At 34.4% G+C, this 13,243-nt stretch carries 17 protein-coding genes; 2 read left to right on the plus strand and 15 right to left on the minus strand.

The window, feature by feature from the left end; all coding sequences use genetic code 11:
• Positions 1–3 precede the first annotated feature (3 nt).
• From HMPREF0389_RS05650 to HMPREF0389_RS05715, 14 genes are all read right to left on the minus strand, one after another.
• A complete protein-coding gene (locus tag HMPREF0389_RS05650) occupies positions 4–267 on the minus strand; it encodes a hypothetical protein (RefSeq protein WP_000746438.1) in 264 nt (87 codons plus the stop codon).
• A gap of 19 nt (positions 268–286) precedes the next feature.
• The gene (locus HMPREF0389_RS05655) at positions 287–1,150 is read right to left on the minus strand and encodes a VirB6/TrbL-like conjugal transfer protein, CD1112 family (RefSeq protein ID WP_000466911.1); all 864 of its coding nucleotides are present in this window, start codon (positions 1,148–1,150) and stop codon (positions 287–289) included.
• A 19-nt stretch (positions 1,151–1,169) separates the two neighbouring features.
• Entirely contained in the window at positions 1,170–1,385 is a 216-nt protein-coding gene (locus HMPREF0389_RS05660) for a Maff2 family mobile element protein (protein WP_000394207.1), read from the minus strand.
• Position 1,386: 1 nt separating this feature from the next.
• On the minus strand, positions 1,387–1,698 hold the full coding sequence (locus HMPREF0389_RS05665) for a single-stranded DNA-binding protein (RefSeq protein WP_014262672.1): 312 nt from the start codon (positions 1,696–1,698) through the stop codon (positions 1,387–1,389).
• A gap of 166 nt (positions 1,699–1,864) precedes the next feature.
• The gene (locus tag HMPREF0389_RS05675) at positions 1,865–3,649 is read right to left on the minus strand and encodes a VirD4-like conjugal transfer protein, CD1115 family (protein ID WP_014262673.1); all 1,785 of its coding nucleotides are present in this window, start codon (positions 3,647–3,649) and stop codon (positions 1,865–1,867) included.
• Positions 3,639–4,028 (minus strand): phage antirepressor Ant, encoded by a 390-nt coding sequence (locus HMPREF0389_RS09390; RefSeq protein WP_014262674.1) that lies wholly within the window; start codon positions 4,026–4,028, stop codon positions 3,639–3,641. Before HMPREF0389_RS09390 ends, HMPREF0389_RS05675 begins: the two co-directional genes overlap by 11 nt.
• On the minus strand, positions 4,025–4,369 hold the full coding sequence (locus tag HMPREF0389_RS09395; protein WP_001860224.1) for a BRO-N domain-containing protein: 345 nt from the start codon (positions 4,367–4,369) through the stop codon (positions 4,025–4,027). Before HMPREF0389_RS09395 ends, HMPREF0389_RS09390 begins: the two co-directional genes overlap by 4 nt.
• Complete coding sequence (locus tag HMPREF0389_RS05685; protein WP_001860223.1) at positions 4,366–4,851, minus strand: PcfB family protein; 486 nt, start codon at positions 4,849–4,851, stop codon at positions 4,366–4,368. The genes HMPREF0389_RS09395 and HMPREF0389_RS05685 overlap by 4 nt, the downstream gene beginning before the upstream one ends.
• A 2-nt stretch (positions 4,852–4,853) precedes the next feature.
• Entirely contained in the window at positions 4,854–5,882 is a 1,029-nt protein-coding gene (locus HMPREF0389_RS05690) for a DUF6017 domain-containing protein (RefSeq protein ID WP_000063201.1), read from the minus strand.
• Between the two features lie 89 nt (positions 5,883–5,971).
• Positions 5,972–6,256 carry a CD1845 family protein gene (locus tag HMPREF0389_RS05695; RefSeq protein WP_001267197.1) on the minus strand — a complete coding sequence of 95 codons (285 nt, stop codon included), beginning with the start codon at positions 6,254–6,256 and terminating at the stop codon, positions 5,972–5,974.
• 408 nt (positions 6,257–6,664) lie between these two features.
• Positions 6,665–7,684: a hypothetical protein gene (locus tag HMPREF0389_RS05700; protein WP_014262675.1), complete on the minus strand. Its 1,020-nt coding sequence runs from the start codon at positions 7,682–7,684 to the stop codon at positions 6,665–6,667.
• Positions 7,685–8,070: 386 nt separating this feature from the next.
• On the minus strand, positions 8,071–8,640 hold the full coding sequence (locus HMPREF0389_RS05705; RefSeq protein WP_014262676.1) for a DJ-1 family glyoxalase III: 570 nt from the start codon (positions 8,638–8,640) through the stop codon (positions 8,071–8,073).
• A 411-nt stretch (positions 8,641–9,051) separates the two neighbouring features.
• The gene (locus HMPREF0389_RS05710) at positions 9,052–9,306 is read right to left on the minus strand and encodes a hypothetical protein (RefSeq protein ID WP_014262677.1); all 255 of its coding nucleotides are present in this window, start codon (positions 9,304–9,306) and stop codon (positions 9,052–9,054) included.
• A 41-nt stretch (positions 9,307–9,347) separates the two neighbouring features.
• Positions 9,348–9,776, minus strand: a complete 429-nt coding sequence (locus HMPREF0389_RS05715) for a DUF5301 domain-containing protein (RefSeq protein ID WP_014262678.1) — start codon at positions 9,774–9,776, stop codon at positions 9,348–9,350.
• A gap of 635 nt (positions 9,777–10,411) precedes the next feature.
• Between HMPREF0389_RS05715 and HMPREF0389_RS05720 the strand changes: the two genes are divergently transcribed.
• Positions 10,412–11,521 (plus strand): glycerol dehydrogenase, encoded by a 1,110-nt coding sequence (locus HMPREF0389_RS05720; RefSeq protein ID WP_014262679.1) that lies wholly within the window; start codon positions 10,412–10,414, stop codon positions 11,519–11,521.
• Between the two features lie 270 nt (positions 11,522–11,791).
• Entirely contained in the window at positions 11,792–12,451 is a 660-nt protein-coding gene (locus HMPREF0389_RS05725; RefSeq protein WP_014262680.1) for a CPBP family intramembrane glutamic endopeptidase, read from the plus strand.
• A gap of 74 nt (positions 12,452–12,525) precedes the next feature.
• Here HMPREF0389_RS05725 and HMPREF0389_RS05730 read toward each other — a convergent pair whose 3' ends face one another.
• Positions 12,526–13,116 carry an HD domain-containing protein gene (locus HMPREF0389_RS05730; RefSeq protein ID WP_041250825.1) on the minus strand — a complete coding sequence of 197 codons (591 nt, stop codon included), beginning with the start codon at positions 13,114–13,116 and terminating at the stop codon, positions 12,526–12,528.
• Between the last annotated feature and the right edge of the window lie 127 nt (positions 13,117–13,243).

Here is a 13,243-nt window from a genome sequence, read left to right on the forward strand (position 1 = left end):
GATTTACCTCCCATCTTCTTTTTCCTTTGACAGCTCCTCCATGTGTTCATATACGGAGCCGATTTCTTCCTGAATAATTGCAAGCTGTTCCTCTGTGCTTTGATTGATTCTTCCCTGCATCAGACAAAAATCATTATGACAATGTCCAACCTTGGTGATTCTTTTGTTTAGCTCTTTCATTTTTTTATGAACTCTGATTCTATCCATCACAAAGGCAATGCCTGTTACAAGAAGTGCTGCTTTCCATATTGTTTTTCTTTTCTTCATACTATCTTTCCTTTCTTTTTTAGTGTGCGTTTAATACACTTTTTGCCAGTGTTCCGCTTTTTAACATCATCAGTCCCAGCAAAATTGCATACCCGAGTATCGTAAAGGTACCGGTATGAATGTCTGTAATCTGTATTGTCTTAACTAATACTGCGTAAATTCCAAGGCAAACCATTAAAAAGAGTCCTTGCAGTCCAAGGGCAAATAGTCCTTTAATGTAGTTTGTTCCGATCTGTCCCCATTCTTTGTTTCCCATTGTCGCAAACGGTATGGCTGAAACCGATGAGTAAACATAGATTTCAAACATTCTTCCGTAAACAACAAGCATGATAACAATGGAGATTCCCTGTATGGCAACTTTAATGAGTGAGGTCTCAAAGAGAATCATAATGAGTTCTCCAAGCCCCTTGTCTTTTAAAGCTTCTACCATCTGAACAATTTGATCTCCAGAAACAACAGCAGAGGTGTTAATCACCCCCGCCGCTTTGTTTACCATACTTTGTGCCACATCAAAGACCGCCATTGAAAATTCAAAGGCATGAGATACTAACCATACAGCAATCCACATCTTGATGATGTATTTGAAAAAGTCAAAGGTGTCCGTATCGTGCATATTGTTCTTTTGCATGACCATATTGATGAGCTCAATACAAAGGACTGCCGTTATGATTAGTCCTGCAATGGGAATAATGACGGAGTCGTTAATACTCTTGATAAAGTTAAATACTTCTCCGTTCCATCCCATAGGAGTTTTTCCTACATCTGCTGCCACTTTCCCAACCTGATTGTTGATGTCAAGAAACATGGACTCTAAGTTTGCTTGGATACCGCCCAGTAGAAGCTCCTTGAAAAATTCTTCTATCTTGTCGAATATCCCAAACATTTCATCGCTCCTTTTCTTCCTACTTTAGTACATTGGCAAGAAGCGGAATGAGTTTTAAGCCGATAAGGACGATACCGCCTCCCGCCATCAATTGCTTCACGCCTTGGCTCTTTGCGCCGGGGTTGTCGTTCCCGTAACCTTCCATCAGGTTGATCACGCCCCACGCACCGAGTCCTGCTCCTACCGCCATTACCAATACTTTCAGTACATCTACTGCCTGTGTAAAAAATTCCATTTTATTCTTCCTCCTTGTTTTCTTTCTTTTCAATTTTGTTGTATGACTTTACTAAAAAGTTTTTGTAAGTCTTACCGTCTTTTTCACGCTCTTTGAAATATCCAAAGATATGAATGAGATCGCCTTTTACAAAGTCTTTCGCTGTTTCCACCTTTTCACCGTAAGCGGCACAGTTGATATATTCCTTGCCTTTCCCGTACTTCTTTACAAGTGCAAAATTAACGACTTCTACCGTTTCTCCGTCTTTTTCAAAACTTGAGAAAATAGGCTCTGCAACCAAGTTGGCATTGATGTTCATCATTTCCTGCTTCATATTTTTAATTTCTCCTTTTCTTTTCAATAAAAAAAGCGACTGAAAGTTTTATTTTCCAATCGCTGATGCTTTTGCTATTTAGTTTTTCCTTAGTGGGACTTCTTATCCTTATCATATTTCCTCCTGATTTTGAGTAATAAAAAAGCAGCAAATCTATTTTTTAGACTTACTGCATTCTTGTAATAACCGTATCTCTATTCAGTTTTGCTTTTCCTTTTCGCTTCATGTAGCTTTCAATATCAAACAAATTCTTCTTGTCATAGTCCTCCAAGAGCTTATAGTTCTTGTGTTTTGTAATGTCGAATTTATCCGATAGAAAAGGGCGGACGCCTCTAAGCTGAAAGATACATTTACCGCCGTCCATAACGGTTATTTCATCTTGGCTCATCAGCTCTTTACCGGTCTTTTGATAATTCAGCCCAAAACTCTTTTGATTCGATCTTGTTTCCGATGTGTTATATAGGTCGATGGTTTCTTTTCCCAGTGTTTCCGAAAGTTCTTTTAATGTTGTTTTCTCTTTTCCACCAAGAAACAAGGTACTATCACAGTTACCTACAATCGTGTCGGCATTATCTTTGTAGATTGCCTTTAACTGAGATTGTGCCTGCAATATAATACTTGCTGAAATCTCTCGGCTTCGGATTGTGGCAATCAGCTTTTCAAACTTTGGAATTAAGCCGATATTTGCAAACTCATCAAGTAGGCATCTTACATGAACTGGCAATCTTCCACCATATACATCATCGGCTTTATCACATAAAAGATTAAATAGCTGTGAGTACATAATTGATACCACAAAGTTAAAGGTATCATCGGTATCGGAGATAATAACAAAGAGGGCAGTCTTTCTATCTCCGAGTGTATCAAGCTCCAGTTCATCTTCTTTCATCAAGTCCCTAAGTTCCTGAATATCAAAGGGAGCAAGCCTTGCACCACAGCTAATCAATATACTTTTCGCTGTTTTTCCGGCAGCAAGTTTATATTTTCGGTATTGCTTCACTGCAAAGTGTGTAGGCTCTTTCTTTTCCAATGCTTCAAAGAGTCTGTCTATCGGATTCATGTATGTTTCGTCATCTTCTCTGACCTCAGACGCATCGATCATATCAAGGAGAGTTGCAAAGTTCTTTTCTTCTCTTGGAGCTTCATAGAAAATGTATCCGATAAGTGCTGTATAGTAAAGTTTCTCGGCTTTCACCCAAAAATCTTCACCTGCTTTTTCTCCCTCGCCCTTGGTGTTTGCAATGATTGTCTGTACCAATTTGAGTATGTCTTTTTCACTTCTAAGATAAGCAAAGGGATTGTATTTCATACTCTTTTTGAAGTTAATGGTGTTTAAGATTTTTATCTCATAGCCATTATCTTCAAGCATCTTGCCACACTCAAGAACTATCGTTCCTTTCGGATCGGTTACACAATAGCTGCTGTGCATTTGCATAAGGTTTGGTTTTACAAAAAATCTAGTCTTGCCACTTCCTGATCCGCCTATGACAAGTACATTCTTATTTCTTGCATACTTTGGATTCGACGGTCTGCCGTTCATGGTTAATCGTTCTGTTTGTGTTAGCAAGATATTGTTTTGAAACTTTTCATCCATGTACGGCTCGATGTCTTTTTTATTTCCCCATCTTGCCGAGCCGTACTCTTTCCCTTGTCTAAACTTTTTCGCATTTTTACCTTTGGTATAGATAATGAATTTAATTATAGCAGCAACTCCTATTCCTGTCAGTATATCCACCAAATAAATACTTGGGAGAAAACTCATTGTATTAAGCTCTAATATCCCCTGAAATATCCTGTCAATCACATCTCCACCGGTATAACTTCTCACATGATAGGAGAAGATGTTGCCAATATAGAAAAATGCAAGATAGGGAATGTTTTGTTTTACAAACTTTGCCTTATCTTGCACCTTAAATATGCCTTTGATGTCCTTTAATATTTTATCTATCACGAGTCTTTTCACCTCCAATAAAAAGTAATAAGTAGCTCCTGCCTTTCGGTGTTACAAAGGTCTGTATTCCGACCGCTTCGCTCCCTTCTTTGCACCATTCCTTTACTTCAAAATATCCTTTGTTGTTCTTGGCATAGGGTAGAAGTCTATTTTTCTTATCCCAACAAATAAGGTTCTGATCTATCAAAAACTGAATAAATACCTTTTGTGGGATATGAAGCTCTTTTGCTGTATTTCTGAAATTAGTAAGCATATGGTTATTCACCAGTTCATCAAAATACTTGGCTTTCGGCTCTAAATCTTCTATGATTTTTTCTTTTTCAGCAATCAGGTGATTGGCAAGGAGTACCGCATTTGCCAATATTTCTTCATTACTCATTTTTTTTGATTTTTGATATATCCGCCATTCTTACGAATACTCGGCAATACCTCTGTGGTTACCCATCTTTTAAAGTCCTTTGCCTGTGGTAACTTGGAAGATAGGATAAGAGAGTAAAGACCGGACTCGTTGATTATCGTAAATGACTGTCTACCACCAAGGGTGTCGTGTTTCACGACTCCCTTATCTTCTTCCGCAATGTGTCTTACCAAAGCATCTCTCGTGTTTGAATAGCCCAGTTTTTCGGCTACTTCTTTTCCGATAAAGAAAAACTCACCGTCTTTTTCCATTACAGTGAGTTTCCCGAATTCCATATTTTCAAATGTTATCAAACTGCTCATAAGCTCTGCTCCTTTTGTTTATTCGTAACTTTATCCTTAGAAACAGTATTTTTTGCCATCTCCTTAAACTTCTCAATATTTTTGTGAATGGACTCTTTCCTCTCAGCCTTTCTTTCTGATGTTGCAAGAGCATTTTTAAAGGCTTTCTCCATCATTTTCATATCTTTGGCTTGGAAAAATACGGAGTATTTGCCTGTTTCCTTATCTTTCATCACTGAAAACTTAACACCATATTTGTTAAGCTCTTTTTTCAGTTCCTTAAGCTCCGCTTCTTCTACCGGTATTTCTTCAAGCTGTCCTTTTTTCGCCATATCTTTGAGCTTGACTTCATTTCCGTTTACTTTAACGAGTTTTTCAAGCCCTCCCAGTTTCTCTGCTTCTTTTATCAGTTTTTTCAACAGATTTAAAAGAAGTTTTCCGGTTACTTTGGCAGCCTTAATCTCAAGGCTTAGTGTCTTTCTTGCAATTTCTTCGTTAATCACATTCAATATCCTCCTCTCATATCATAGCTTACAAGGGCAGAGTAATGTGCATCTATCCCACTTGGTGCATTATATGCTGCTGTTAGGACAAATGCTCTGATATTCCTAATCTTGTATTCATTTTCCTTAATAACATCTGACAGATACTCCAAATGCTCTGATTTAAGTTTTCTAAATCTTTCTTTTACTATATGTGCCGGAAGCTTCGTTTGATTGATTGTAACAAGCTCTCTATCATCAAGTATCATAATATCTGCCAGTATCTTTAATATCTCATCAAAGTCTTTAACTATAAATTTATTGCCCAACTCAAGATGTTCATAATAGCCTGTCTGTGTTCTTAACTCATCTAAGCAGTTCTGATATATATTTTTGTTTTCTATTTCCGCCTCTCCGTCCATCCTTTTTCTTGGTTCTGAATACTCGGCATCTATGACGGAATGATGGGTGGAATTATATGATGAAATATCTGTAGTAATCTTTGATGAATTATTTGTAGTATTCTCTGGTAATGGTTGGGGCATATTGCCATTTTGCATTGGCAGATTTTGCTCTGTTGCATTGGTGCAATCTGCACTTGTGCATTGGTGGATTTTGCACTTTTCCATTGGTGCATTTTGCCCTAATGCATTAGGCACAGCTTTTTCTAAGGCTTGTAATTCTTCTTTTTTCTTTTTGTTCTCAATTTCAATATAAAGTTCCTCCAGCTTTTCGGTATTTATGCTGTACCATTTTGTTTTATCTCTTGGATCTTTATTGTAGTTTCCTACGAGTAGAAAACCTGCCTTTTCCAACTTCGCAAAGGTTCTTTTTACAGTATCGAAACTCATATAGTCAAAATCTTTTTCCTGCCATGCTCTTATTGAGTTATATGTCCAATATCTTCCGTCACAGAAGTTATTGCCGGATTTCTTATTTATTTCTATCCAATAGTTTATTTGCTGTAAGATAAGAGCTTCATTTAAACCTATCTCTCTTGCCAATGTCTTATTTGCAACGATAGGTTGTTCATCAAATAAATACATACTCATCTAAAAGCTCTCCTTTCCATGATATTTTTTCACTAAAAAAGACGATAGTTTTTATCTATCGCCCTTGGTAACCATTTTTATGAAATTTTTTATATTGATTTTATGGCTTCATTGATTCCTTGTATAAAAGCTATAATTACAGTTCCTATCATCGGTATTCCGTAAGGACTTAGTAGAAATCCTATAATGAGTGCTTCTATTGCTGCTCTTGTGTTGTGTAGCATAAAGAATGAGCCTATGGCAACAAATACACACATCAGCATAAGCAAATATAGGATTGCTGTTCCTACGCTAAGCAAGAATGTTAAAAATGCAGTAAGAATACTTAACAGCAAGCTGATTGGAAATAAAATTATTTTTATTATCCATCTCATTTATTCTCCACCGCCTTTGCTAATGGAATAACTGACATAATGGTTTGAAATATTCTTTTACATATCATAAAAGCCTCCTTTTCGATATTTTGTTTGATTTTAAAAATAGGGATACAGTGCTGAAAGCTCCTATTTATCAAGCTTTTTCCTCTGTATCCCTATTATATCTCAAGCCCATTTGGTATGTGCTAAACTGTTATTGACATTATTTTGTTGAGACATTTTAATGTTCCTCCTAATCTATTCTGTTTTTCATCAGCTGGCAGGCTTTTATACAGTTTAGCACATTAGGAGGTTTTTTTTCACCGCTTAAACTTTTTTGAACCACGCGACTATCGCGTGGTTTTCTTTATACAAGAAAGGGAGTATCTTTGAAAAAGCGTACTCCCCTTTTGTATGTTATAAAGTTTACTCCCATTGTGCATGTTGTGCTCTTGCACCGTAACGATATGCAGAACCGTCCTCATTAAAATCAACTTCTATTTTATACCTCTTCCAAAGAACATACTCTGCATTTTGCATTGTAAGAATAAAGAGAGTATCATTTTTTGTTTCTTCAGAATCTACAGGATTTAACGAAAAAATATCCTTGATATCCTTTGTTCTAAAATCGTGAATTGTAAGATGGGTTAAATCAGTATGATTAAAGGTAACCTCAGATAACTGTTCACTATCCGCCATAATTCGATAGTAAGTGATGACACAGTTCTTTAGACTGTCCGAATCTTTTCCTGTAGGCGTAACACTCACAAAACCATAAGACTTACCGTCACGAAAAATTTCTAAAAGCTTGCCATAATAAAAATGATCATTTCGTTCATTGACAATCTCGCTATCAGCAGTTTTTTCATAAAAGGTGAACCCTTCGGACAAAAGCTCAGATGCCTTTGTTTCTCCAATAATAACATTCGTGTTATCTAATTGAACTTCGATTGGTTCTGACGGAAACCCGGTCAAAGACAGGAATAACATGAAGGCAAAACATGCAAAAAACATACCGGCAACTACAGCATTTGTTGATGCATAAAAATACATCGGTTTATTCGAACGATGAAACAATACCGTAATCAGTTTAATAACATGACTTAGTATTAGTACTACAACAACAATAGCAAACTCAGCCTTCAAACACATATAAAGCGCTTTTGAAAAGTGATGTGTTCTGTAATATACTGCACCGAAAACAACAATATTTGCCAAAATAAAATTCAAAATGAATAAGGTAGCCTCTTTCAATGCTGTCGAATCAGTAACATAATCAAATTGAACGCTACTGAATCTTCCTCTAAGACTTGATCCAATCAGATAAATCCATCGGGGCAAATCCGTCCCTGTTCCCACAGCTATCGCAATTCTCAAATAGATATAGATTGTCAATAAAAAAAGCAATAATGCAAGAAATCCAAAACTCAAAGGTATCAATGCCATTCCTCTTCTCCTTTTCTAAATAAAATCCACACTCTTTCTCATCGAATATTATATCACTTTATCGTACTTTCATACAAAAATTTTTTCTTAACAAATAACGGATTGTGAAATCATATTACAGGTATGATTGAAACAACGATTGGATATAGGTATATGTATGGATTTCAAAATCATCAAGTAAATGTGTTTACCGTTCTTTATCAATTCAATATTCCTATCATGCAAAAGCGGACAGAGCTGTCATCATCGCTCTTGTCCGCCTGATAAATGAAAAATATCCGATTTCAGTTATTATAAAAACTGAAAATACTGTTGTCAATTGCTCAAAATAAACTGTTTTTACATCCGGAAATCTATTTTTTTAATTAACTAACGATACGGTTTTCTTAGAACTCTTTTGCAACCATGGAAAACAAAATAGAATCTGCCAATTTTTGAGACTCTTCTTTTCCTATCAATACTTCTATCAATTTCAATGCAAATACCACTGCTGTAGCCGGTCCCCTGGATGTCACGATATGTTCATCGACACAAACTACCTTTTCTTGATAATCGCTTCCCTTCAATACCTCTTGAAATCCCGGATAAGAAGTAATTTTTCGATTTTCAATAATATTTGCCTGTCCCAAAACAATCGGTGCTGCACAAATTGCTCCAATCACTTTTTTCTTTTGATTCATCAATTGCACATGCTCAATCACACGGGGATTGTCTCTCAAATTTGTTGCTCCAGGCATTCCACCCGGAAAAACAATCCCATCGTACTCTGTTACATCTTTGATTTCGGACAATACTTTATCTGCCGTTACAGTAATATTGTGAGAACCTTCCACCATTTTTTCTTCATGGATAGATACCATATCTACATGAATATCTACTCTTCTCAAATAATCAACCACTGTCAATGCTTCCACTTCTTCAAATCCGTTTGCCAAATACACGATTACTCTTTTCATGATACGTCCTCCTCAATCTACATAAAGTTCCTGTTCTTTCATATTTTGCTATCATACTATTTTGATAAAAATATTTCGCTATCATATATTGTTCCTATATTATCATAAATTGTTCCAAATTTCATTTTTTAATCATCTTAAAAATATTTCCAATTAGAAAATATCCAAAATAAGCTTCAATACTCTACAATTCATCACAACACATTCCACTTCATTCATCATTCAAACACAATATTTTTTATCTCTTTCTCATGAAATTTTTATAACAAAATGTGAAAATAAATCGGTATGAATAAAATGATAATAGTTCCAATGCTACAAACCACAATTACTTTTTGAAATGGATGCTGCTCTTCTTTTGACATATTTTCGACATATTATTGTACCGCTTCATCCTATCTCCTCTATAGACTATCTTGATTTCTGTTTTCTTCTTTTTAATATCAAAATGATACTCTTCACTATCAGGCTAATTGATACTACTACACCAAAGATAATAAAACTAGGCAAAGCATAATAATCATACCACGGTGCTGAACGCATCGCATAAATATCCGGCATTCGTCTATAATCTATATAATTGAAAATGGACTGTCCAACAAAACTACCAAATAATCCTGCCACAACGATATTAAGAAAACGATTCAAATTCTCCAAAGTCTTCATTGTTGTCTTCTCCTAACATTTTAACTACCTATTCAGAGAAACTATTTTTCCAAATAATCCTCCCTAATCCAAGAGAACACTTCATCTTCCAATTTCCATATTCCAGCATAAGGTTGTTCCACATAACTATTTCCTTTTTCTTGATATAAGTAGATGCATCCTTCTTTTTGTTCATTTTCTGCATTATGATGATAGAATGTCATTGTGATATAAGAATCAATATTAATAGGTTGGTCATTTACGCTTTCTTTATTGGTAGATTTTGAATATTCTTTGATTTCTGTAATAATCTTTGCTATTTCTTCCTGGCTCGTTATCTTATTAGACATGTTAGAACTATTTTCCGTCACCTCAACTTCTGTGATATTTTCTGCGTTTGGAAGCAAAAGTTCTACTTGTTTTTCTCCACCACAAGCAGTTAAGTACAACATACCTACCAGAACAACTATCATTCCTATGTATTTTTTCATAGTATTCCTCCTTCTCATTAACTAAAACTAATTTATTTTGGTAAGCTTTCTCTATTAGATGAACTTATGTTCCTATTATATCATTTTTTTGTCTGATTCCTATCATTTACACTGTTTTTCCAAAAAGATTCCTGTCATTTTCAATCATCAATCTGCTTAAGGATTACTTACTTATTCAACTACTATCATCTTTTTTCTCAAATCTTGTGTTATCAATATCGATTATAATCATAGTTCATACATGATTGATTACTTTATTTTTCTATTTTATTTGCCACAACATAATATTTTTAGTTTACTTTCACTCTACTACTTTCTATTTTTAAACCTTACCTCTATTACGAATCTATTTTAGGATGATATTAATTTTTTTCATTCACTACATGACATCTAAAAACACTCATTATTTTTTTACCAAATCTTTACCTTACTCACCATAGCTTATTCTGAGCCTTCAAAAAAATAGCATAACGAATTTCATAAACTGTCACACCTCACAACATATTTTCCGTTATTTTCTTGCAAATATTACACTGATTACAACATGAAAACAATTGACATTACTTGACCTTTTCTATATACTTTTTCATACAATATGGTAATTTACAAATTCATGTTATATAAAGGAGGAAACTATGGCAAAAATTTTATTTAGTCCAAGTAAATATGTACAAGGTGCAGGAGAGCTTGCTCATTTAGCAAGTCATATCGAATCGTTGGGCAAAACTGCTCTTATCATTATTACTGAATCAGGTTTCAAAAGAGTCGGTGAAAAGATAGAAAGTAGTTTCAAAGAAAGCAATTGCAGTATGGAAGTTTGCCATTTTAATGGAGAGTGTTCTGAAGTAGAGGTAAATCGTATTATCGATAAATATGTTACAAACGGTTCTTGCGATATTATTGTTGGAATCGGTGGAGGAAAGATTGCTGATACAGCAAAAGCTGTTGCATACTATACCAAAAAACCTGTTGTAGTATGTCCAACTATCGCATCTACAGATGCTCCATGTAGTGCTTTATCCGTATTATACACAGAAGAAGGAGTATTTGATAAATATCTTTTCTTACCTCAAAACCCTAATATGGTTATGATGGATACCGAAATCATTTCAAAATCTCCGGTAAGACTTACCGTAGCAGGAATAGGCGATGCATTGGCAACTTACTTTGAAGCTCGTGCTTGCAAAATAAGCGGTGCAACTTCTTGTGCAGGCGGCAAAACAACTCAAGCTGCTATGGCGCTTGCATCTCTTTGCTTAGACACACTGTTAAAAGAAGGTTTGAAAGCTAAAATAGCTTTGGAAGCCGGCGCTTGTACAGATGCTGTTGAAAATATCATTGAAGCTAACACTTTATTAAGTGGAATCGAATTTGAATCAGCAGGACTGGCTGGAGCTCATGCAATTCACAACGGATTGACCGTATTAGAAGAATGTCACCACATGTATCATGGTGAAAAAGTTGCTTTTGGAACAGTAACTCAGTTAGTTTTGGAAAATGCCGAAAAAGAAGAAATTGAAAAAATCTACAAATTCTGTATTGAAATCGGGCTTCCTGTTACATTGGCTCAATTAGGAGCAACTGATGTTACCAAAGAACAACTGTTAGAAGTAGCAAAAGCTGCTTGTGTTGAAGGAGAAACAATTCATAACATGCCATTTGAGGTAACTTCTGAAAAAGTTTATAATGCTTTGCTTACAGCTGATGCATTAGGAAAATACTATTTACAAAAATTTGCACAATAATTTTTGGATGATCTCATAAACAACATAAATTGTGCTTCTCAAAAGAACTACACTCTTTCTAATTTGAAAGTCTGTAGTTCTTTTTTCTTCTCATGATTTATAATTTATACTTGGATAACAGTCAATACCCTATAATCCTATAACCCTTAATAAAAGTAAGTGTCATACAAAAATATAGAATTTATGATATAATGATAACTTACTAAAGGTAATTCCATTAAACATATCTGAATTTAGTTCTGCAAATACATGATAACGGAGGTGATTTACTTGAAAAAAACAAAACCATTTTTTATGCTTGTCATATACTTTTTTTCTGTTGTGATTCCTATTTTTTCAGTTGTTGTAAGAGCTCTATTGCCACATGTACTTCACACAACATTTTCAGAACCTGCTTTGATTGGAATAGAATACACTTTATTATTTTGTATCACAATGTCACTTTACGGAAAAGATGTTTGGGATTCGTTTGCTTACTTAAAACAAAAACCGTTCAAAAAAATATTCTTTGTTCTGTTTCTCTATATATCCAGTCTATTGTTGCTTTTTGTGTTATTGTATGTTTTGGATATCCCGCCGGAACAAACGGAGAACAATCAAATTGTATTGGAATATATCAAATCAGTTCCGTTTTTATGGGCATTGATTTTAATTTCCGTATTTGGAGCAATCGTAGAAGAAGTTGTTTTTCGTCATATCATGATAGGACATTTTTCGAAAAAAATTCCGACCTTCTTGGCTGTAAGTCTATCCATGACCTGCTTTGTACTCCTACACTCATTCCATTATCCGGAATTAGTGCACTACATTCCTCTCACGCTAATGATTACTACCTCATATCTTGTCAGCGAAAAAAATATGTCTATCAGCTTCCTATTTCATTTCATCAACAATGCGATTTCTGTCATTGCACTATACCATCAACCATAATATAACTACAAAATCCCGGAAAACGAGAATCTTCTTTTTCACGGGATTTTTTTCATTAATTTTACATTATGCTTTTATCTAAGAATTTTTATTTTTTCAGTTTCGATTTTTACTTTATCGCAAGCCTCTTTAAATTTCTCAAAATCTTTTCCATTTTTTATAAAACTTTCTTTTATTTTCTCCATACTTGATGAATACTTATCAACAAAATCATCAATTTTATCTTTATTTATTTTATCTATTTTATCTGATATTCTCAAAATAGCTGCAGGAATAAGAATATTGTCTTTGGGATTAAATTTTCCTTTGTGACATGCTATTATTCTACAAACTTTTTCCAACTGTTTATCTTTTTCCAACTGTTTATCTTTTTTCAACTGTTTATCATTTTGAAACATGCTTTTCAACACATTTTCTGCTTCTTCATGGTGTCGTTTATTATCATCAAATTTAGCTATATCATGAAACATTGCACTAATATAAAGTAATTTTTTCATTTCCTCTTCAAGATCATCATCATAATAAGTAACAATTTTTTTACATATTTCTAATACTCTTTTTGAATGGGCAACCGTTTTTTCAATTTTAGACTTACTATTATTTTTTAAATGTTTTGTGAGCTCTTTTTCGCATTCATCTTCACTTAATTCCATAATACTTTTCAACTTTAACACACTCCTCCTATTTTAGATTTTTTAGTCCAAAATAAGTAATCATATTCTATATGAATCTACAAAAAACACAATTTTCTTTACTTTTCCTCCGTAGATAGGCATTTCCCTTAGTCTCTAT

The organism is Filifactor alocis ATCC 35896 (genome assembly GCF_000163895.2).
In the GTDB taxonomy this organism is placed as follows: Bacteria; Bacillota; Clostridia; order Peptostreptococcales; family Filifactoraceae; genus Filifactor; species Filifactor alocis.